19 protein-coding genes and 1 pseudogene are annotated in these 21,040 nt (G+C 65.9%); 7 read left to right on the plus strand and 13 right to left on the minus strand.

Annotated elements, in window-relative coordinates; translation table 11 throughout:
• The first annotated feature begins 3 nt into the window (after window positions 1–3).
• Complete coding sequence (locus SKC42_RS00875) at window positions 4–1,653, plus strand: DNA repair helicase XPB (protein ID WP_330962444.1); 1,650 nt, start codon at window positions 4–6, stop codon at window positions 1,651–1,653.
• Here SKC42_RS00875 and SKC42_RS00880 read toward each other — a convergent pair.
• The gene (locus SKC42_RS00880) at window positions 1,613–2,092 is read right to left on the minus strand and encodes an STAS/SEC14 domain-containing protein (RefSeq protein WP_330962445.1); all 480 of its coding nucleotides are present in this window, start codon (window positions 2,090–2,092) and stop codon (window positions 1,613–1,615) included. The genes SKC42_RS00875 and SKC42_RS00880 overlap by 41 nt on opposite strands.
• 129 nt (window positions 2,093–2,221) lie before the next feature.
• Here SKC42_RS00880 and SKC42_RS00885 point away from each other — a divergent pair.
• Window positions 2,222–3,346 (plus strand): annotated as a pseudogene (locus SKC42_RS00885) (FAD-dependent monooxygenase).
• A 99-nt stretch (window positions 3,347–3,445) separates the two neighbouring features.
• Entirely contained in the window at window positions 3,446–3,739 is a 294-nt protein-coding gene (locus SKC42_RS00890; protein WP_330962446.1) for a putative quinol monooxygenase, read from the plus strand.
• Here the strand turns inward: SKC42_RS00890 and SKC42_RS00895 are convergent.
• Window positions 3,736–4,725 (minus strand): LLM class F420-dependent oxidoreductase, encoded by a 990-nt coding sequence (locus SKC42_RS00895; protein WP_330962447.1) that lies wholly within the window; start codon window positions 4,723–4,725, stop codon window positions 3,736–3,738. The genes SKC42_RS00890 and SKC42_RS00895 overlap by 4 nt on opposite strands.
• Before the next feature lie 192 nt (window positions 4,726–4,917).
• Between SKC42_RS00895 and SKC42_RS00900 the strand changes: the two genes are divergently transcribed.
• A complete protein-coding gene (locus tag SKC42_RS00900) occupies window positions 4,918–6,123 on the plus strand; it encodes an FAD-dependent monooxygenase (protein ID WP_330962448.1) in 1,206 nt (401 codons plus the stop codon).
• Window positions 6,124–6,140: 17 nt separating this feature from the next.
• On the opposite strand, the gene SKC42_RS00905 is transcribed toward SKC42_RS00900, so the two are convergent.
• A complete protein-coding gene (locus tag SKC42_RS00905; protein WP_330962449.1) occupies window positions 6,141–7,496 on the minus strand; it encodes an MFS transporter in 1,356 nt (451 codons plus the stop codon).
• A 263-nt stretch (window positions 7,497–7,759) separates the two neighbouring features.
• Here SKC42_RS00905 and SKC42_RS00910 point away from each other — a divergent pair, with 263 nt between their 5' ends.
• The gene (locus tag SKC42_RS00910; RefSeq protein WP_330962450.1) at window positions 7,760–9,505 is read left to right on the plus strand and encodes a thiamine pyrophosphate-dependent enzyme; all 1,746 of its coding nucleotides are present in this window, start codon (window positions 7,760–7,762) and stop codon (window positions 9,503–9,505) included.
• An 80-nt stretch (window positions 9,506–9,585) separates the two neighbouring features.
• Here the strand turns inward: SKC42_RS00910 and SKC42_RS00915 are convergent, their stop codons facing one another.
• Both SKC42_RS00915 and SKC42_RS00920 read right to left on the minus strand, forming a co-directional pair.
• The gene (locus SKC42_RS00915) at window positions 9,586–11,730 is read right to left on the minus strand and encodes a 3-hydroxyacyl-CoA dehydrogenase NAD-binding domain-containing protein (protein ID WP_330962451.1); all 2,145 of its coding nucleotides are present in this window, start codon (window positions 11,728–11,730) and stop codon (window positions 9,586–9,588) included.
• Window positions 11,731–11,738: 8 nt separating this feature from the next.
• Window positions 11,739–12,950, minus strand: coding sequence for an acetyl-CoA C-acetyltransferase (locus SKC42_RS00920; protein ID WP_330962452.1), 1,212 nt, complete (start codon window positions 12,948–12,950; stop codon window positions 11,739–11,741).
• 179 nt (window positions 12,951–13,129) lie between these two features.
• On the opposite strand from SKC42_RS00920, the gene SKC42_RS00925 reads away from it, so the two are divergent.
• Entirely contained in the window at window positions 13,130–14,299 is a 1,170-nt protein-coding gene (locus SKC42_RS00925; RefSeq protein WP_330962453.1) for a pyridoxal phosphate-dependent aminotransferase, read from the plus strand.
• Between the two features lie 4 nt (window positions 14,300–14,303).
• On the opposite strand, the gene SKC42_RS00930 is transcribed toward SKC42_RS00925, so the two are convergent.
• The 4 genes from SKC42_RS00930 to SKC42_RS00945 are packed head-to-tail and all read right to left on the minus strand — an operon-like array spanning window position 14,304 to window position 16,621.
• Complete coding sequence (locus SKC42_RS00930) at window positions 14,304–14,756, minus strand: SRPBCC family protein (RefSeq protein ID WP_330962454.1); 453 nt, start codon at window positions 14,754–14,756, stop codon at window positions 14,304–14,306.
• A gap of 60 nt (window positions 14,757–14,816) precedes the next feature.
• Window positions 14,817–15,272: an SRPBCC family protein gene (locus SKC42_RS00935; protein ID WP_330962455.1), complete on the minus strand. Its 456-nt coding sequence runs from the start codon at window positions 15,270–15,272 to the stop codon at window positions 14,817–14,819.
• 57 nt (window positions 15,273–15,329) lie between these two features.
• A complete protein-coding gene (locus SKC42_RS00940; protein WP_330962456.1) occupies window positions 15,330–16,172 on the minus strand; it encodes a CaiB/BaiF CoA-transferase family protein in 843 nt (280 codons plus the stop codon).
• Window positions 16,173–16,177: 5 nt separating this feature from the next.
• Window positions 16,178–16,621 (minus strand): SRPBCC family protein, encoded by a 444-nt coding sequence (locus tag SKC42_RS00945; RefSeq protein WP_330962457.1) that lies wholly within the window; start codon window positions 16,619–16,621, stop codon window positions 16,178–16,180.
• A gap of 58 nt (window positions 16,622–16,679) precedes the next feature.
• Between SKC42_RS00945 and SKC42_RS00950 the strand changes: the two genes are divergently transcribed.
• A complete protein-coding gene (locus SKC42_RS00950; RefSeq protein ID WP_330962458.1) occupies window positions 16,680–18,386 on the plus strand; it encodes an alpha-keto acid decarboxylase family protein in 1,707 nt (568 codons plus the stop codon).
• Between the two features lie 21 nt (window positions 18,387–18,407).
• Here SKC42_RS00950 and SKC42_RS00955 read toward each other — a convergent pair whose 3' ends face one another.
• The 4 genes from SKC42_RS00955 to SKC42_RS00970 form a co-directional block, all read right to left on the minus strand.
• Window positions 18,408–18,587 (minus strand): (2Fe-2S)-binding protein, encoded by a 180-nt coding sequence (locus SKC42_RS00955; RefSeq protein WP_330962459.1) that lies wholly within the window; start codon window positions 18,585–18,587, stop codon window positions 18,408–18,410.
• 13 nt (window positions 18,588–18,600) lie between these two features.
• The gene (locus tag SKC42_RS00960) at window positions 18,601–19,224 is read right to left on the minus strand and encodes a fatty-acid--CoA ligase (RefSeq protein WP_330962460.1); all 624 of its coding nucleotides are present in this window, start codon (window positions 19,222–19,224) and stop codon (window positions 18,601–18,603) included.
• 10 nt (window positions 19,225–19,234) lie between these two features.
• Window positions 19,235–19,828, minus strand: a complete 594-nt coding sequence (locus SKC42_RS00965; RefSeq protein ID WP_330962638.1) for a twin-arginine translocation pathway signal — start codon at window positions 19,826–19,828, stop codon at window positions 19,235–19,237.
• Between the two features lie 62 nt (window positions 19,829–19,890).
• Window positions 19,891–20,712, minus strand: a complete 822-nt coding sequence (locus tag SKC42_RS00970) for a hypothetical protein (protein WP_330962461.1) — start codon at window positions 20,710–20,712, stop codon at window positions 19,891–19,893.
• Window positions 20,713–21,040: the final 328 nt, after the last annotated feature.

Here is a 21,040-nt window from a genome sequence, read left to right on the forward strand (position 1 = left end):
GACTTGACTGACGGACCCTTGATCGTGCAGTCCGACAAGACGGTGCTGCTCGAGGTGGACCACGAGCAGGCGGGGGATGCCCGCGCCGCCATCGCGCCGTTCGCCGAGCTCGAGCGTGCACCCGAACACGTCCACACCTACCGGATCACCCCGCTGGCACTGTGGAATGCCCGGGCCGCGGGCCACGACGCCGAACAGGTGGTCGACGCGCTGGTCAGCTATTCGCGCTACGCGGTTCCGCAACCGCTGCTGGTCGACATCGTCGACACCATGGCCCGCTACGGCCGGCTCCAACTGGTCAAACATCCGGCGCACGGCCTGACCCTCGTGAGCTTGGACCGCGCGGTGCTCGAGGAGGTCCTGCGCAACAAGAAGATTGCGCCGATGCTCGGCGCCCGCATCGACGACGACACGGTCGTCGTCCACCCCAGCGAGCGCGGCCGGGTCAAACAGATGCTGCTCAAAATCGGTTGGCCCGCCGAGGATCTCGCTGGCTACGTCGACGGCGAGGCACACCCGATCACCCTGGCGCAGGACGGGTGGCAGCTGCGCGACTATCAGGAGATGGCCACGGACTCGTTCTGGGCCGGTGGCTCCGGGGTGGTGGTCCTTCCATGCGGTGCCGGCAAGACACTGGTCGGGGCTGCGGCGATGGCAAGGGCCAGCGCGACGACGCTCATCCTGGTCACCAACGTGGTCGCCGCGCGGCAATGGAAACGCGAGCTCGTTGCTCGTACGTCCCTGACCGAGGACGAGGTCGGCGAGTACTCCGGGGAACGCAAGGAGATTCGGCCGGTGACCATCTCGACGTACCAGATGGTCACGCGCCGCACCAAGGGCGAATACCGGCACCTGGAGCTGTTCGACAGCCGCGACTGGGGGCTGATCATCTACGACGAGGTGCACCTGTTGCCGGCACCGGTGTTCCGGATGACCGCCGATCTGCAGTCCAAGCGGCGCCTCGGCCTGACCGCCACGCTGGTCCGCGAGGACGGGCGTGAGGGCGACGTCTTCTCTCTGATCGGCCCCAAGCGTTACGACGCGCCGTGGAAGGACATCGAGGCGCAAGGTTGGATCGCGCCCGCGGAGTGCGTCGAGGTGCGGGTCACCATGACCGACAATGAACGCATGATCTACGCCACCTCCGAACCCGAAGAGCGCTACAAGGTTTGCTCGACAGCACACTCGAAGGTCGCGGTGGTCAAGTCGATACTGGGCAAACACCCCGACGAACAGACGCTGGTGATCGGCGCCTACCTCGATCAGCTCGACGAGCTCGGCGCGGAGCTGAACGCCCCGGTGATCCAGGGTTCCACCCGCACGAAGGAGCGCGAGGCGCTGTTCGACGCCTTCCGGCGCGGCGAGGTCTCCACGCTGGTGGTGTCCAAGGTCGCAAACTTCTCCATCGATCTCCCCGAAGCGTCTGTGGCAGTGCAGGTTTCGGGAACGTTCGGATCACGGCAGGAGGAGGCCCAACGGCTGGGCCGGCTGTTGCGACCCAAGTCCGACGGCGGCGGAGCGATCTTCTATTCCGTGGTCGCGCGCGACAGCCTCGACGCCGAATACGCCGCACACCGACAGCGCTTCCTGGCCGAACAGGGCTACGGCTACATCATCCGCGACGCGGATGACCTCCTGGGGCCAGCCATTTGAGGCTCATCAGGGCGGCACCGACTCCACCGATGTAGGCCCTGGCGATCCTGCGGGCGGACACGTCAGCGCATTGCGGCAGCGCAGTCAACCACGCGACGGCCTCGTTGCGCTCATCGATGCCATAGACCCGAAGCGGGCATGGCATCCACTTGCCAATGGCGCGGCTTGGGCCCCGGACCCAAGCAATATCGCTCACCACGGCGCAGCCATCGAGCACTCGCAAGTAACTTGAACCGAGTCGCGCGTCGGCCCACAGCGCACCCGCCCTGATGCATCGGAATCCCGGTCCGAACTCGTACAGGAGGCGCATCCGATGCCCCGCGTGCGCCGCCCTTTCAACCATCGGCGCAAACACCCGCTCGTAGTCAGTTTCGGTCACGGTCCCGACAGCCTCCAGCACCTGAACCCCGACGGATACATCCGTACGCTCCTTCAGCACAGCGCTCTCCTCTCCGGTGTCAATGCAAGATCGATACGCCCACCGGTCAGTTCGGCACCAATTTTATTTCTGAATGCAACTATTGCATAGTAGTATGTTGCCAACTTCATCGCTGAGAAAGGTTGGCGCATGAAGATCGCCATCGCCGGCGCCGCCATTGCCGGCCCAACGCTTGCATATTGGCTATCACGTTATGGCCACGAGCCGACTCTGATAGAGAAGGCGTGGCGATTCCGCACGGGCGGCTATGCCGTGGACTTTTGGGGCGGGGGTATTCCGTCGCCGAGCGCATGGGGATCACCGACGAGTTACACGCCGCCGGTTACCGGGTGCGGGAGGTGCGACTCGTTGATCAGCGATCACGGAGAGTGGGGGGCTTTTCGGCCGAGCTGTTCCAACGGAATATCAACGGCCGCTTTCTCACGGTGCCCCGGGGCGATCTCGCGGACACCATCTATCGCTCCATCGGCGATCGCACTGAAACCCTGTTCGGGGAAAGCATTTGCGCCGTCACGCACAGTGATGCAGGCGTACTGGTGACACTGAGGCGCGGCGGGGCACGGCAATTCGACCTGCTCGTCGGCGCGGACGGCATCCATCATCCCTTGCGGGACTTAGCATTTGGTCCTCAACCCACAGTTGAGAAGGATCTCGGCTACCGAGTCGCCGCATTCGAAGCCGAGGGCTATCAGCCACGCGACGAACTCGTTTACCTCGTTCCTCTTCGTCTTCGAATCTGCCCGAATGGGCGGGCCCGATCCGCAGGATGCGTCACAGGCCAAAGCGACGCTGCATCAAGTCTTCGGCAACGCGGGCTGGGAATGCGCGGAGATCCTTCGCGCGCTGGACGGGGGCCGCCGATGTGTACTTCGACCGCGTCAGCCAAATCGTCATGGACCGTTGGTGGGACGGGCGAGTAGCGCTCATCGGTGACGCCGCGGCCGCGGTCTCTGTGCTGGCCGGTGAGGGGACGGGTCTGGCTATGGTGCAGGCCTACATACTCGCGGGGAGTTGAGTCGCACCGGAGTTGATTACCGGGATGCGTTTTGTCGCTACGAACGGCGACTGCGACCGATCGTTGAGGCGAGACAGCGGTCGGCCCGGGGGTTCGTCGCGATCTTCGCACCGAGGACGGCGCTAGGCTTATGGACACGTAACCGAGCATCCAAGCTGCTGAACGTTGAGCCCCTGGCCGGCTGGGGGATTCGGAACGAATTCCGCGACGACATCGCATTGCCCGAGTACGCCGCATAGGCCACAGTGCGTAGTAGCGGCAGTGATTCAGACCGACGCGACCGTCACCACCGCGCGCCCGCTATCTTTGTTATCGCTGTCGCAACCAAGGAGACGCCGATGACGGTCACTGTGATACTGGAGCTGAGGTTCAAGCCCGACGAGGTCGCTGCCGGGCGCGAGCTGATGGGCCGCGCGCTGCAGGACACTCGGGCTTTCGACGGCAACGTCCGCACCGACGTCCTTGTCGACGAGGAGGACGAAGCACACTGGCTCATCTACGAAATCTGGGAGTCGGTCGACCACGACGAGGCCTACCGCGCATTTCGCGCCGGCGAGGGCAAGCTCACCCAACTTCCTCCGCTGTTGGCTGCGCCGCCGGTCAAGACCAGGTACGTCACCAGCGACGTCTAGCTCAGGGCGGGAATCACTTCCCGCTCGAACAGTTCGATGCCGGAACGGTCGTAGGCGGCCTCGGGGAAATAGCAGATGGCGTACTCGCACCCGAGATCGCGGATCTTGCTGAGCCGCTCGATGACCTGTTCCGGCGTTCCCGTCGCCGATTCCGGTCCGCTGGTGCCCGCGATCATGGCGTCGGCCGCCGCCTCGGCCACGTGGCCCACCAGGCGGTCGCGGACGCGTTGCAGCCGGTCTTTGACGTCGGCGTCCGACGAACCCACGACGGCGTTGACATTGACCGAACGCACGATGGCGTCGAAGTCGGTACCCACGTCGCGGCAGTGCTCAGCCAGGACGTCCGACTTGTGCGCGAACGCCTCCGGCTCGGGGGTGAAGTTGGTGTACTGCGCGTATTGGGCGGCGATTCGCAACGTCACCTTCTCGCCACCGCCGGCGATCCACAGCGGAATGCCGTTGTCCTGCAGGGGCTTAGGCGCGACAATCGCGCCATCGACCTGGTAGTGCCTGCCCTCGAAGCTGACCTTGCCGTCGCGCCAGGCTTCGCGCATGATCTGCACGCCTTCGTCCAGTCGGCCCAATCGCACACCCGCCGAGGGGAATCCGTAACCGTAGGCGCGCCATTCGTGTTCGTACCAGCCTCCCCCGATGCCCATCTGCATTCGGCCGCCGGAGATGATGTCGGCCGTCGCGGCGACCTTCGCAAGATAGACGGGGTTGCGGTAACTCATCGCGGTGCACATCTGGCCGAGCTTGACCCGGGAGGTGGTCGCCGCGTACGCGGCCATCAGCGACCACGCCTCGTGGGTGGCCTCGTCCATCGGCAGCGGGACCGTGTGGAAGTGGTCGTACACCCACAGCGAATCCCAGGCCCCGCCGTCGGCGTAACCGGCCAGATCCCGCATCACGGCCCAGTGGTTTTCGGGTGCGATGCCGACGAGATCCATTCGCCAGCCCTGCGGTATGAAGAGACCGAAGCGCATAGCGGTGACTCTAGCCCGGCGACGATGCGGCCCGGAACGGGCCGCTGAGGAGGCGGGCCATCAAACACCGCCCGGCGACGATGCGGCCCGGAACGGGCCGCTGAGGAGGCGGGCCATCAAACACCGCCCGGCGACGATGCGGGTAGGCTGCGGGCCGAACACCGGCAAGCGAGACAGTGACGGAGGCGGGTGATGCGAGTACTCGTCTCCGGCGCCAGCATCGCGGGGCCGGTGCTGGCGTACTGGCTGACGCGGCGGGGGTTCGAGGTCACCGTCGTCGAGCGCGCGCCGTCGCTCCGCACGGCCGGCGGTCATGCCGTCAACTTGTTCCGACCCGCGATGGATATCTCCGCGAAGATGGGCGTCCTGCCTGACATCGAGGCCCGCGCGACCGGGAACGAGCGGCTGACGATGTACCGCGAAGGACACGCTCGGCCCAACGACGTCGATCTCACCAAGATCATCAGCGCTGCCTCGGACCGGCACGTGGAGATCATGCGCGACGACCTGAGCGAGATCTATTACGCCGCCGGCCGCGACGACGTCGAGTACCTCTTTGGCGACTCGATCACCTCGATCGACCACGACGGCGAGGTGACGTTCGAGCACATGGCGCCGCGCACGTTCGACGTCATCGTCGGCGCCGACGGCCTGCACTCGAACGTCCGGCAGTTGACCTTCGGTGACGAGGCCGAGCTGACCCGCTTCCTGGGCGGCTACCTCGCGGTGATATCCGTGCCCAAGGCGTTGGCCGGGGACGCCGGGACGATCAGCCACATCGGCGTCGGTCGCGTGGCGGTCGCCTACACCGCAGCACACCTGGACGACGCGCGCGTGGCGTTCCTCTTCCGAAGCCACGACGAGCTGGACTACGACCACCACGATGGGTTGCGGCAGAGGGCATTGCTGCGCGAGAGGTGCGGGGGAATGCACCCCCAGGTGGACCGCTGGCTCGGTGAGATCGACGACACCGCGGCGTTCTACTTCGACGCCATCAGCCAGCTTCGACTCGACAGGTGGTCGCGCCGGCGGGTCACCCTCGTGGGTGACGCGGGCTATTGCCCCGGCCCGGCCGTGGGCGGCAGCACCAGCCTGGCGGTGCTCGGCGCCTATGTGCTGGCCGGCGAGCTCGCGCGCGCGGATGGGGATCACCTACGCGCGTTCGCCGCCTACGAGCTGGCGATGCGTGAGCCAGTACACCGCAGTCGGGCCTTCGCGCGCGGCGCCGCCAAGCGCATCATCCCCAGCTCGCCGCTCGGGGTGTGGGCGTTAACCCGCGGCGCGCAGCGGATTTCGGCGATGCCGGGGTCGTTGTCGCGGTCGCTGGCGAAGCTCAACGCCAAGAGCGTCCGGATGCACGACTCGATGCCGGTGCCCAGTTATACCGACGTTCAATAAGGATTCGACGGGCCGCCTCAGGCGGACGCCCGGATCAGTTCAGGGGGCACCCCGGCTCGATCTCGCTGCCGCAGGGCAACACAGAATGCGGCAGCAATGCCATACAACAATGCACTCATCGCCAGCAACTCAGTCGAGTGAGCCGAAAAGTCAAGGGCACGTGGGGATCCCGCTACTACACTGAAGATGGCAACCCCCAACGCTCCACCCGCGTGCCTAGCAGTGTTGCTGGCGCCGGATGCGGTGCCCGGCGCCTCGGGCAGCGCTCGCATTGCTGCGATCACGATTGCCGGAGTCAAAATGGCGAGGCCAGTCCCCCATAGCAACAGCGAGCCCATTAGCAAGAGATAGCTAGGCCCGTCGACCGCGGCCGCCATACCAATAAATCCGGTCGCGGATGTCGTCAAGCCCAAAGCGCTTGTCAGCCAAGGACCCAACTTATTGGTGAGCCGGGCCACGGTGGCGCCAAGCGCAGGCATGGGCAGCATGCCCGGCAAGAGAACAAGCCCGGTCCGCATCGGACTAAAGTGGTGCACCACCTGCAGGAGCTGAGTCAGGACAAATAGTGACCCTAGGACACATAAACTCATCATCGCGGTGACCGCGCATGCGGCCGCGAGCGGAAACCGCGCTCCGGTCGGTACTTGCAGCAGTGGATGCGCAATTCGGCGCTCGACATACCAAAACCCGCCAGCGGCGCATAGCGCCATCGCCGTCATGATGCAGCCTAGTGTGTGGCTTTCCCGAGCCTGAATGATGACGATCACCGCGGCCGCAAGCATTATGACGACCAACAGAGCGCCGCCCCAATCAGCGTTCCCACCTCCGCCGGGGACGGCATCGTCGCGCCGAGCCCGGACGATGGGCACCAGCGCGATGACGATGACGGGGACACTGAGCCAGAACACCGAGCGCCATCCCGCGACTTGCACCAGAAGCCCCCCGAGCAGCGGACCGGCCGGCAACGCCGCTCCGCCGATAGCGGCCCAAATGCCGATCGCGCGTGCCCTTGCGACCTCTGCACCCGCGGATTGGGTAATGAGGGCAAGGGTGCCCGGGAGCATTAATGCGGCACACACTCCCTGCGCCGCGCGACCAAAGAGCAGCATCGACATTACGGGCGCCATTGCGCATATCGCGGAAGCTACGCCGAACCCGGCGAATCCACCGATGACGACCGTGCGGTGCCCAAGTCGGTCGCCCACCGCTCCGGACGCCAACAGGAGCGCCGCCATAGGTACGGTGTAGGCGTCTATCGTCCAGGCCAGTTCCGAGCCGCTTGCCCGCAGTGCTGACCCGAGTTGCGGTAGGGCAATGTTCACGACGGTCACATCCAGCAGCACTAAAAAGTACCCGGCGCATAGCGCGGTCATCAGCGGCCAACCGTTCCGTGTGTTTCGCACGGGAACCATTGTGGACCTAAATCCGCTGTTTTGCAGTACAACTCAGTAAACATGTGACATCGCAGCGGGCACCCCCAAGCGTCCGGATGTACCGTGCGACTCTCTTCGAGGCAAGAAGTAATTTTCGCGCCGCGCACTGTTTACACACGTGTCAAATATTCCTACTATGTTTTGCAGAGGTTCGCGGTCCACAACGACGTCCTGCGTGCGACAGCTCTGAACAGGAGGCAAGTATGTTTGTCGATGAGGGGTTGGTACAGAAGGGCTTTGGTGTTCGTCACCCGGTTACCACCAAGCACGCTACCGTTGCTGAGGCATTAGTCGATATGCTGGCCGACCTAGGCGTGACATCGGCATTCGGGATATGCGGGGGCGGTATCGCCCCACTCTGGGATGCCCTGGAGCGCGGCCCTCTTAACCTCATGCATTTCCGTCACGAGGCGGGGGCGGCATTCGCCGCAACCGAGGTGTACCTGGCCTCGGGGTCGCCCGTCGCCGTCTGCGTCACCAGCGGTCCGGGTATCTCCAACGCCTTGACGGGATTGCTAGCGGCCCGTAGCGATGGCGCGAAGGTAATTCTCGTCTCGGGTTGCACCCCTCCTTCCCAGCACAATCGGACCCCGATGCAAGAGACCAGTCCTCAAACATTGGGGGCGGACATGTTTGCTGAGGGTCCCATTTTCCATTATGGGGCCGTCGTGGAATCGGGCTCCGATCTGGTCGAGATCCGCCGGAAGCTGGCAGAGGGGCTACAACGAAAGGGAAGCTTCGTCGCCCACGTTAGCTTTTCGGTTGCGACACAAAAATCTCCTCCTGACTCTGCTTCGATCGACGTCCCGCTGCTACAGATGGTCGATCCGCGGGCCTCGTCTGAAGACGTGCGCTCTTGCGTCGACATCCTGCGCAAGGAACGGACGGCAATTTGGCTGGGCTTCGGGGCACGGCATGCGGCCAAGGAAGTGGCCGAACTCGTCGAACGTATTGATGCACCGGTGTTTTGCTCACCGCGCGCGAAAGGAATATTTCCGGAAAGCCATCCCCTCTTCGTCGGCGTAACCGGGTTCGGTGGCGATCGAACCGTGCTCGAATTCATGCGCGAGCACCGCCCGGAGCGCGTTTTGGTGCTCGGTTCGCGCCTCGGCGAGATGACCTCCTTCTGGAACCCCGAGATGATCCCCCCGAGGGGATTGATCCATGTGGATATCGACCCGACTGTGCCAGGCGCTTCATACCCCGATATTCCAACGATCGCCGTTCACAGCGAGGTGGGCGTATTCCTCACAGACCTGCTGACGGCTTTGGGACGGACAACGTTGCAGGAAGAGACCAAATCCCGTTCGTGGCACCTCGGATTCCCAGCTCCTGTAGCACCACCGCCAGACCACCTCTGCGCGGGTCCCGTACGACCTCAGATTCTGCTAGAGGCAATGCAACGTGTTGTTGTTAACGAGAGTTCCGCCATCGTTCTGGCGGAGGCGGGCAACGCATTCGCGTGGGCGACACAACGACTGCGTTTCAATTCTCCCGGGCGGTACCGGATCAGCACGGCATTTGCCTCGATGGGACATGCGGGCACCGGTGTGCTTGGCAGCGCGTATGCATCCGGGCAGAAGGCCGTTGCGCTTGTCGGTGACGGCACCATGCTGATGAACAACGAGATCAGCACCGCCGTGCAGTACCAGATTCCAGCGGTGTGGGTCATCCTCAACGATTCTGGCTACGGCATGATTGACAATGGTATGACGCAGTGTGGCTATAAAGCCGGCGAAATATCGTTGCCCCCCACCAACTTCGCTGAGATTGCTCGCGCTATGGGGGCCTACGGACGGCGGGTCGAAGAAGAATCGGAAGTTGAAGATGCGTTGTTGGCCGCGATGACCGTTGCGGGGCCGGCCGTCCTCGACGTACGCACAGACGCGCGGTGCAAAGCACCGATCGGTGGCCGAGTCACAAGCATTGTGGACCAGGCAAGTACGTAGGAACCCATGCATTGACCAACTGCGGCAACGCAAAAGGCCCCCGAAGAAGAGCGCTTCGGGGGCCTTCGCGACTAAGCAAACTAGGTCAGCGACTTCGGCGGTAAGAACCGCTCGCCGTACTTGTCCGCCAGCTCGCGGGCGCGGGCCACGAAGGCTTCCTTGCCCGTGCCGGCCGGACCCGAGTACCCGACAATGAACTGCGCGCTGCCGCCGGTCCACGGCGGGAACCCGATGCCCATGATCGAGCCGATGTTGGCGTCGGCGGTCGACGTCAGCACGCCCTCGTCGAGGCACTTCTGGGTTTCCAGCGCCTCCGCGAACAGCATCCGGTCGATCATGTCCTGCAGCGGCGGCTGCGAGGTGCCGGACTTGAACGTCTCGCGCAGACCCGGCCACAACGCGGCGCGCTTGCCATCGACGTACTCGTAGAAGCCCGCGCCCTTCAGCCGCGACGGCCGGCCGATCTCGATCATCTTCTCGACCACGGCTTCCGCCGGATGCGGCTCGTAGGTGGCGCCGGCGTCCTCGGCCCCCTTGCGGGTCGCGGTGGCGATCTTGTGCATCAGCTCGAGGTTGAGCTCGTCGGACAGCTGCAACGGCGGCGCCGGGTAGCCGGCCTGCGAACCGGCGTGCTCGATGCTGGCCGGTTCCACACCCTCACCGAGCATCGCGAGCGCCTCGTTGACGAACGTGCCGATGACGCGGCTGGTGAAAAAGCCTCGGCTGTCGTTGACCACGATCGGGGTCTTGCCGATGGCCAGCGTGTAGTCGAACACGCGGGCCAGGGCCTCGTCGGATGTCTTCTCGCCCTTGATGATTTCGACGAGCGGCATCTTGTCCACCGGGGAGAAGAAGTGGATCCCGATGAAGTCCTCCTGGCGCTTGACGCCGGTCGCCAGACCGGTGATCGGCAGCGTCGAGGTGTTGGACCCGAGCAGCGCGTTGGGTTCGACGATGTCCTCGATCTCGCTGAACACCTTGTGCTTTAGGTCCTGGTTCTCGAAGACGGCCTCGATCACGAAGTCGACGCCCTTGAAATCGGCGGGGTCGGCCGACGGCGTGATGCGGTCCAGCAGCGCCTTGCTCTTCTCCTCGGTGGTCTTGCCCCGCTGAAGCGCCTTGGCCTCAAGCTTTTCCGAGTAGTTCTTGCCCTTCTCGGCGGCCTCGAGGCTGACGTCCTTGAGCACCACGTCGTAGCCGGCCTTGGCCGACACGTAGGCGATGCCGGCGCCCATCATGCCGGCACCCAGCACACCGATCTTGTTGATCGGGGTCTTGCCGATGCCCTCGGGCCGCGAGCCACCGCCGTTGATGTGCTGCAGGTCGAAGAAGAACGCCTGAATCATGTTCTTCGCGACCTGGCCGGTGACCAGCTCGGTGAAGTAGCGGCTCTCGATGCGGGTGGCGGTGTCGAAGTCGACCTGCGCGCCCTCGACCGACGCGGCCAGGATGGCCCGCGGCGCCGGCATTGGCGCGCCCTTGAGCTGCTTGCGCAGCAGCGACGGGAACGACGGCAGGATCGCGGCCAGCGCGGGGCTGCTGGGGGTGCCGCCGGGAATCTTGTACCCCTTCACATCCCACGGCTGCGTGTGCGACTCGGGGTTGGCCTTGATCCATGCCTTCGCGGCCGGGACCAATTCGTCCACGCTGCCGACGATCTCGTCGACGAGGCCGTTGTCTTTGGCCGCGGCGGGCTTGAAGCGGGTGCCCTGGCTCAGGACGTTGACGAAGGCGTTCTGGATGCCGAGCATCCGGACCGTTCGGGTGACACCGCCACCGCCGGGCAGCAGACCCAACGTCACCTCGGGCAGCCCGATCTGGACGCCCTTGACGTCCGCGACGATGCGGTGGTGACAGGCCAGCGCGATTTCCAGGCCACCGCCCAGCGCCGCGCCGTTAATGGCGGCCACCACCGGCTTGCCGAGCGTCTCGAGCGCGCGCAGGTCACGCTTGATGTCCTCGACCTCGGCGAAGATCTCGCCGGCGTTCTCCGGGCCGGCGGTGATCATGCTCTTCAGGTCACCACCGGCGAAGAACGTCTTCTTACCGCTGGTGATCACCACGCCGGTGACCGAGTCCTTCTCGGCGACAAGGCGTTCGACCGCCTTGTGCATGGACTCCTTGTAATGCTCGTTCATCACGTTGGCCGACCCGGTCGGGTCGTCCAACGTCAGCGTGACGATGCCGTCTGCGTCTTTGTCCCACTGAATGGTGTTCTCTGCCATGACTTTCCTCAGACTCGCTCGATGATGGTGGCCACGCCCATGCCGCCGCCGATGCACAGCGTGATCAGTGCACGCCGCGCGCCGCGGCGCTCAAGCTCGTCGACCATGGTGCCCAGGATCATGGCGCCGGTGGCGCCCAGCGGGTGGCCCATCGCGATGGCGCCGCCGTTGACGTTGAGCTTCTCGTCGGGGATGTTCAGGTCCTTCTGGAACTTCAGGACCACCGATGCGAACGCCTCGTTCAGCTCGAACAGGTCGATGTCGTCGACGGTCAGCCCGGCCCGGTCCAGCACCTTCTGGGTGGCGGGGGTGGGGCCGGTCAGCATGATCGTCGGGTCGGCACCGGTGGTCGCCGTGGCGACGATGCGGGCGCGGGGGGTCAGGCCCTGCGACGTGCCGGCCTTCTCGTTGCCGATGAGGACCAGCGCCGAGCCGTCGACGATGCCCGAGCTGTTACCGCCGGTGTGGACGTGGTTGATCTTCTCGACCCAGTGATACTTCTGCAGCGCCACGTCGTCGAAGCCGGCCATCGCGGCCAGGCCCTCGAAGGCGGGCTTCAGCTTGCCCAGGCCCTCCATGGTGGTCTCGGGGCGCATGTGCTCGTCGTGATCCAAGATCAGCAGGCCGTTCTGGTCGCGCACCGGCACCACCGACTTGGCAAAGTAACCGCCCGACCACGCCGCGGCCGCCAGCTCCTGCGAGCGCAGCGCGTACGCGTCGACGTCGTCGCGGGAGAAGCCCTCCAGGGTGGCGATCAGGTCGGCACCGATGCCCTGCGGGGCGATGTAGTTGTCGTAGGTGAAGGGGATGTCGGTGAACATCGCACCGCCGTCCGATCCCATGGGCACCCGGCTCATCGACTCGACGCCGCCGGCCAGCACCAGGTCGTCCCAGCCGGAGCGCACCTTCTGGGCGGCGGTGTTCACGGCTTCGAGCCCGGAGGCGCAGAACCGGTTGAGCTGCACGCCGCCGACCGTGTCGGGCATGCCGGCCGCGATCACCGCGGTGCGGGCGATGTCGGCGCCCTGGTCGCCGACCGGTGACACGCAGCCCAGGATGACGTCACTGATCAGGTTCTCGTCCAGGTCGGGGTGGCGCCTGCGGAGCTCCTCGATCAGGCCGACGACCAGGCTCAGCGGCTTGACCTCGTTCAACGATCCGTTCTTTTGCTTGCCGCGGGGCGTGCGGATCGCCTCGTAGACGAAGGCTTCTTCGGGCATGACAACTTCCTTTTCGTTCTCTTCTCGAGAATTGGGGTTACCGGTCCGTCGTAAACATTAGGCCCAGTACCAGCACACTAACAGGGTCCCCGGCCAACCTGTTGGTTGGGCAACGGGGCCCTGGTCACAGCCCGGACATGACGTCGCGGCGGCAGGCCCGGTCGATAAGCTCGATCATCATGACGGTGTCGAGACTGCGGCCGTACGCGACCACCGTGTTCGCCGAGATGTCGGCCCTAGCATCGCGGGTCGGCGCGGTGAACCTCGGCCAGGGCTTTCCCGACGAGGACGGCCCGCCGGCCATGCTCAAGGCCGCCCAGGACGCCATCGCCGCCGGAGTCAACCAATACCCGCCGGGCATCGGGGTCGCCCCGCTGCGGAGGGCCATCGCCGCGCAACGGCAACGGCACTTCGGCGTTCAGTACGACCCGGACACCGAGGTGCTCGTGACGGTGGGCGCCACCGAGGCGATCGCCGCGGCGGTCGTCGGCCTCGTCGAGCCGGGTTCGGAGGTGTTGCTAATCGAGCCCTTCTACGACTCGTACTCACCCGTGGTGGCGATGGCCTGCGCGCAGCGGGTGGCCGTTCCGCTGGTGCCCGATGGACGCGGCTTCGCCGTGGACATCGACGCGTTGCGGCGCGCGGTCACGCCCCGCACCCGGGCACTGATCGTCAACTCGCCGCACAACCCGACCGGGACGGTGCTGAGCGGGGCCGAGCTGGCGGCGATCGCGGAGATCGCGGTCGCCGCCGACCTGCTGGTGATCACCGACGAGGTGTACGAGCACCTGGTGTATGACGGCCACCAGCACCTGCCGCTGGCGGCCCTCGCCGGTATGGCCGAGCGGACTATCACGATCTCCAGCGCGGCCAAGATGTTCAACTGCACGGGCTGGAAGATCGGATGGGCTTGCGGCCCAGCGAATCTCATCGCCGGGGTGCGCGCAGCCAAGCAGTATCTGAGCTATGTCGGGGGCGCCCCGTTTCAGCCCGCGGTGGCCCTCGCCCTGGACACCGAGGACGCCTGGGTGGCAGGGCTGCGCCGCTCGCTGCAGGTCCGGCGCGACCGGCTGGCCGAGGGGCTCACCGACATCGGCTTCGAGGTCTATCACAGCAACGGCAGTTACTTCCTGTGCGCGGACCCGCGGCCGCTGGGCTACGACGACAGCACCGCGTTTTGTGCAGCGTTGCCGGAGCGGGTGGGGGTGGCCGCCATCCCGCTGACGGCGTTCTGCGACCCGGATGGCCCGTACATCAAGGCGTGGAACCATCTGGTGCGCTTCACCTTCTGCAAGCGCGACGACACGCTTGAGGAGGCGCTCGAGCGACTGGCCGTGCTGCGCCGGTAGGCGACTATTTGACCGGTCCGCCCTCGGTGCCCATGACGCGGTCACGGAGCCCCTCGAGCGCCGAGCGCAGGATCTTCTTGCGGGCCCGGCTGACCCAGAATTCGGGCAGCGGCGCCGACGGTTCGACCGTGATGGTGAACCGCACCCGGGTCTTCTCGTCGCCCTCACGGGTCAGGTTGTACTCACCGTGCTGACCGTGCTGCTGCGCGGTCTTCGCGGCATCCCACACCATCCAGTCGGGGCCCCAGTGGTATTCGAGCATTTCGGTGTCGTGGATGCCGGTCACCGCGATGGTGGCCTTGACGTGGTGCGGTCGCCCGTCGGGGTGCTTGTCGAGCACTTCGACCCGCTTGTGGACCGAGGACCAGAACGGCACGGCGTCCATGTCGGCGAGCGCCTCCATGATGACTTCCGGGGGCGCGTCGATCACGATCTCGGACGAAGCTTGTACGGCCACTGCTATCAAGTTAGCAACCGGAACGCCGCTCGCGAAGCAAAAGCGCGACCGGTCGCGCGGCTAGGACGACTCGCCGGGATCCGCGACGCCGGTCACCAATTCGCGCAGGCCCTTCATCGCGGCGTTCAGGACGTTCTCGCTCGCCCGCCGGACGATGAACTGCGGTATGGGGCCGGCCGGTTCGACCGTGAGGTCGAACCGCACCAGGGTCTTGTCGAGCCCCTCGGGCTTCAGGGTGTACTCGACGTGCTGGCCGTGCTGCTGAGCGGTCCCCTGGGCGTCGTAGACCACCCAGTCGGGGCCCCAGTGATATTCGAGGATTTCCTTATCGACGAGTCCCAGGATCTTGATCGTCGCTTTGACGTGGTGCGGGCGCCCGTCGGGATAGCGGTCGATCACTTCCACCTGCTTGTGCAGCGGCGACCACGTGGACAGGACAGCCACGTCCGTCAGCGCCTCCATGACCTTTTCCGGCGGCGCGTCGACGACGAATTCTCGTGATGCTTTTACGGCCACTCGGGTTAACCTAGCAATGCCGCCGCGCGACCGGACGGTTCGTCCCGGATAGACGCGCTACCAGTTGATCTCGGTGATCGATGTGGTGGCTGCGGGCGGGGGTCCGACGGGTCCGGCCGGGGTGCGCGAAAAGCGCGGGGCGGGCGCTGCCTGGTCGGCGCCGTGTGCGGTGATCAGCGTCGAGCGGGCCCGCAAATGCTCGTCGGTGGCGGCCTCGGCCCAAGTCGACACCGGCGTGACGCACGCGTCGGTGCCCGCGAAGATCCGCATCCACTCGTCGCGGGTGCGGCCGGCGAACCGTTCGGCGAAGGTGTCGCGCATCCGCGGATACGAAGCGGTGTCGAGTTGGTTGGGCACATCGTCGGGCGACAGTTCCAGCCCGCGCAGCAACGCCGCGAAGAACTGCGGCTCGATGGCGCCGACGGCCACGTATTTGCCGTCGGACGTCTCGTAGCAACGGTAGAAGGGAGCGCCGCCGTCGAGCAGGAACGATTCGCGTCGATCGCGCAACGCGCCGGTCGATTTCATCGTCCACATCATCTGGGAGAACAGACTGACACCGTCGACCATCGCCGCGTCGATCACCTGGCCCAGGCCCGAGCGTTCCCGCTCGTAGAGTGCCGCGACGATGCGCAGCAGCGCCAGCATCGAACCGCCGCCGTAGTCGGCCACGAGGTGAAGCGGCGGTGTCGGCGGCCGGTCTGCGTAGCCCAGTGCTGAGAGCGCCCGCTTGCGGGGGACTTCGCCCGGCTTCGCCGCGCTCGCGATCGCCACGCCTGATCGGCGCACCCGCACCACGTCGGCCCCCAGGTCGGCCAGCACCATCCCGGCGTGCGGCCCGGGACCGATGCCGCCGAGTTCGATCACCTTCACCCCGGCCAGCGGCCCGCGGTCACCCACCCCGGCTACTTGCCCTTCTGCACCGTCAGCACGCGCTCGCGCAGCGCCTTGGTCGCCGAATCGATCGTGCCCTTGACGGCACGCTTGAGCACGAAGCCGGGCAGCGGCACGTTGGGGTCCGCGACGAGTTCGAACTTGACGAGCGTCTCCGAGCCCTTCGGCACCAGCGTGTACTTGCCGTCCTGCGCCTTCTGCTGTGAGGAGCTGACCAGTGTCCAGCTCACCACGTTCTCGCCCCAGGTGTAGGCCACCACCTGTTCGTCGGTGATGCCGGCAACCTTGACCTTCATGCGCACCTTGGTGGGTCGCCCATCGGCACCGGTCTCCAGGACCTCCGCGCTCTGGTGCGGCTCGGACCAGTCCGGCATCGCCTCGAAATCGGCGATGACGTCCAGGATCTCCCCCGGACTGGCTTCGATGACGATGTCGCGGGATTCTTTGAGTGCCATGGTCCGCACCATACTGAAATGGCGTGTCGGCCGGAACGGATTCGACGGGCGTACCGTCATGCGTGTGACTGATGCCCATCTGAATTCAGGGTCGGACGACCCCGTCTACACCGTCGGTGACTACCTCCTGGACCGCCTGGCCGAACTCGGCGTTACCGAGATCTTCGGCGTTCCCGGCGACTACAACCTGGCATTCCTGGACCACATCGTCGCCCATCCGGCCATCCGCTGGGTCGGCAGCGCCAACGAGCTCAACGCGGGTTACGCCGCCGACGGATATGGACGGCTGCGCGGAATGTCAGCCGTTGTAACCACTTTCGGGGTGGGTGAATTGTCGGCGGCCAACGCGGTCGCAGGCAGCTACGCCGAACACGTGCCGGTCGTGCACATCGTGGGCGGACCGTCGAAAGACGCGCAGGGCACCCGGCGGGCGCTGCACCACTCGCTCGGCGACGGGGATTTCGAGCGTTTCTTTCGGGTCAGTCGCGAATTCACCTGCGCTCAGGCCAATTTGATGCCGGCCACGGCGCGCCGAGAAATCGACCGGGTGCTCAGCGAGGTCCGCGAGCAGAAACGGCCGGGCTACATCCTGTTGTCCACCGATGTGGCCCGATTTCCCACCGAACCGCCCGCGGAGCCGCTCCCCCACTATCCGGGCGGCACCAGCCCGCGGGCGCTTGCGATGTTCGTCGAGGCAGCCTCCGAACTCATTGGCGACCATCGGTTGACCGTTCTCGCCGACTTGCTGGTTCATCGCCTGCACGCCGTCAAGGAACTGGAGGCACTGCTGGCGGCCGACGTGGTGCCACACGCCACCCTCATGTGGGGGAAGAGCCTGCTCGACGAGAGCTCGCCCGACTTTCTCGGCATTTACGCGGGTTCGGCGAGCGCCGAATGGGTGCGCACCGCCATCGAGGAGGCGCCCGTACTGGTGACGGCGGGGGTGGTCTTCACCGACATGGTCAGTGGCTTCTTCAGCCAGCGGATCGACCCCGCACGAACCATCGACGTGGGGCAGTACCAGAGCAGTGTGGCCGGCGAGGTGTTCGCGCCGCTGGAGATGGACGCCGCGCTCGAGGCGCTGGCCACCATCCTGGCCCGGCGCGGGATCAGTTCGCCGCCCGTCGCGGCGCCGCCCGCCGATCCCCCGCCGCCGCCCCCGGCGCGCGACCAGCCGCTCACCCAACGGATGCTGTGGGACCGGCTTTGCGTGGCGCTCACCCCGGGCAACGTGGTGCTCGCCGACCAGGGCACCTCGTTCTACGGCATGGCCGACCACCGGCTGCCCCAAGGCGTCACCTTCATCGGCCAACCACTTTGGGGTTCAATCGGTTACACGCTGCCCGCGGCGGTGGGTGCGGCGGTAGCGCACCCGGATCGCAGGACCGTGCTGCTGATCGGCGACGGTGCCGCACAGCTCACCATCCAGGAACTCGGCACCTTTTCCAGGGAAGGGCTCTCGCCGGTCATCGTGGTCGTCAACAACGACGGTTACACCGTCGAGCGGGCGATCCACGGCAAGACCGCGCCCTACAACGACATCGTCGCGTGGAGTTGGACCGACATCCCACACGCGCTGGGGGTCAGCGATCATCTGGTGTTCCGGGCGCAGACCTATGGCGAGCTCGACGACGCACTCACCGGGGCCGCCGAGCACCGGGACCGCATGGTCTTCGTCGAGGTGGTGCTGCCGAGGCTGGAAATTCCGCATCTGCTGGGCCAACTGGTCGGGCCCATGGCGCCCGCGGACGACAACGTCGGCTGACGCGGGGCGCCGTCGGCAAATTCAGACGTGGCGCGTGGTGCGTTCGGGCGATCGCAGTATCGCCTGGATGGTGCGCCGGCAACGCCCACATTCGGCGCCCGCACCGCAGGCCTGGGCGACGTCCTTGGTGGTCGCCGCCCCGGACGCGACCACCTCGGTCACGGTCTGGCTGGTGACTCCGTTGCACAGGCACACGAACATCGGGCGATCTCGCTCACTCCGCCTCGATGCGCATCATGTCGAAGAACCGGCCGACGAAAAGTGGCGGATAGGCACCCACGCCCGCGCCGGTCATCCATTCGGCGGCGGCGTCGGGATGGTCGATCCAGTTCCGCGCGCCCTCCTCGTCGCGGAACTCCTGCAGGATCAACACCTCGTCCTCGTCGTCGAAAGCATGGAACACCCAGGTCTTGCGGATCCCCGCCGCGGTGAACCTGTCCATCGCCGAACGGACTCCCGCGATCAGAGTGGAGACGTCATCGACACCGGCGATCGCGGCCACCACGACCCCGGGCGCCCCGGGAGTCGCCGGCGACTCGGCGACGAATCGGTCGATGATCTCGCCCGCGAAGACCGCGGGGATGTCCTCGACGCCGGCGGCGTCGAACCAGTCGAAGAAAACCCGCGAGCGGAGCAACTCGACGATCGGCTCGCGGCTGTGGACACCGATCATCACCAACACGCGGCCGTGGTCGTGCGTCGAGGTGTAAACGAGGACATGGTGGGCCCCGATGTCGGCGAGAGCCGACCTGTTGCGCTCCAACAGCGGCCAAACCCGCGTCGGATCCGGGACGCGATAGTCCGCTGCGATAACCATCGACTGGATCTCGTTCCTCATCGCCGCCGCGCTACACCGGGTTGAACGACGAAATGAGCCATTTCCCATCGGCTTTCGTCAATGTGACCGACACGCTGCTGGAGGTGAACGTCGGCTCCGGACGGTCCTTGCTCTGCGTGCTCTGGTTGACGAACAACAGGACGACGGCCGAACCTGGGCGCAGGTCGGATACGGCGGCGCGCAGCACCACCGCGGTGGTCTTGACCGACTTCTGTCTGGCGGCCGGGGCGACGATCTGCTGGGTGAATTGGTCGTAGTACGACAGGAAGTCACCGGTCAGATGCGACTTCGCGGAAGAGAAGTCGCGGTCGAGTGTGTCGGGGGAATACGACAGCACCGCCACGGCGCCTTCGCTGGCGGCGTTGATCGCCGACTTCGCTACCGCGGGGTCGGTCGCGCTGTCCGGCCGGTAGAAGAGCCAGTACATGGCGCCAAGCAGGGCCAGCGAAGCGACGACGAGGCATGCCAGCGCGGCGCCGAGAAGCTTTCCGGACGTCCGCTTCTTCACCCACGCCGCCATGCGCTGCGGCCGACCGGGCGTTGGGCCGTGATCGTCCGCGTCCTCAGCGCGCGCGATATCCTCCGGCTCCTTGGCGTCGACCATCTCCGCGACATCGTCTTCCCGGTCCACCTCCGCGGTATCGCCAACCGAGCTCTCGTCAGCGGTCACGGCACGAACTCGACTTTCGCTATCTTGAGCTGGCCACCGTCGCGGGCGACCGTGACGATGAGCCGGTAGTTACGCGGATCCTGTTTTGCGCCCGCGGCATTGGTGACCTCCGAGGTCGAAGCGACCAGCACCACGGCCGAGTCGTTCGTCATGGTGTCCAGGTCCACGGCGGTGGCCTGAACGCTGCCTTGCGAAACCACCTTGGACTGCTCCACCACCTTGGTGAAATCGTCCGCCATCTTGAGGAAGTCGTCTTTGAACGTACCGGTGGAATTCTCCAGGATGCGCTGCACCCCTTGCTTGGCGTTGTTGAAGTCCAGCGACGTCAGAGTCACGACCCCCTGGCGGGCCGCGGCGGCGAACTCGGCGACCCGCTGATGCTGCCGGACCGCATCCTCATGCCGCTTGATCATGTAACCGCTGCCCGCGAGTGCGGCGACGATGACGAGGACCGCGACGGCTGCGCCGACGGTCGACCATCTGGGTCGGCGCAGGCGGCCGGCGAACCGGCGCGGGCGCGGCTCCGGGGCGGCCGCGGGCGGTGTCTTCTCCGGTTCCGGGGTGTCGACGACGTCGGCGGCGCGTTCCTCGTCCGCGGCGGGCGCTTCGGCGTCGGGCTCAGCCGCCGCGGAGGCCTCGGGGACCTCTTGGCTGGCCTCGGCGAGTTCGGCCCGCCGCCGCAATTGGATGGCGCGGGCGCGGGCCGCGGCGGCGAGGGCTTCGGCCTCCGCGGCCTCGGCCTCGGCCTGTTCGGCCAGCGCCCGGAGATCGGCCGCGGAGGTGGGGATGTCATCCTCGCTCACGGGATCCGATTTCATGCCAGCGGCATCTCGGCCGGCGCCGCTCACAGCCCACCAGCCGGAGAACGAAGCCGCTCATGACCCAATGCCAAACTCCTCTGTCGCTTGACCGTCGCGGCAAGTCCCATCCAGCGGCAGGTCGGCGCCACGCCGCCGTTGGGCAACCCTACTCGGACAACGCGTCAGCGCGCGAGCACTTACGCCGATATTTCATTCCTCGCCTGTGGCGCGACAATGAGAAGATTCCCATTATCATCTCCACCTTTGAGTGCCCGCTAAATCCGGCCTCTTCGCTAAGATGGACCACGATCTATCTGCGAGACCATTGTTTTCATTTGGGACATAC

The sequence above is a fragment of the Mycobacterium sp. 050134 genome, from assembly GCF_036409085.1.
In the GTDB taxonomy this organism is placed as follows: domain Bacteria; phylum Actinomycetota; class Actinomycetes; order Mycobacteriales; family Mycobacteriaceae; genus Mycobacterium.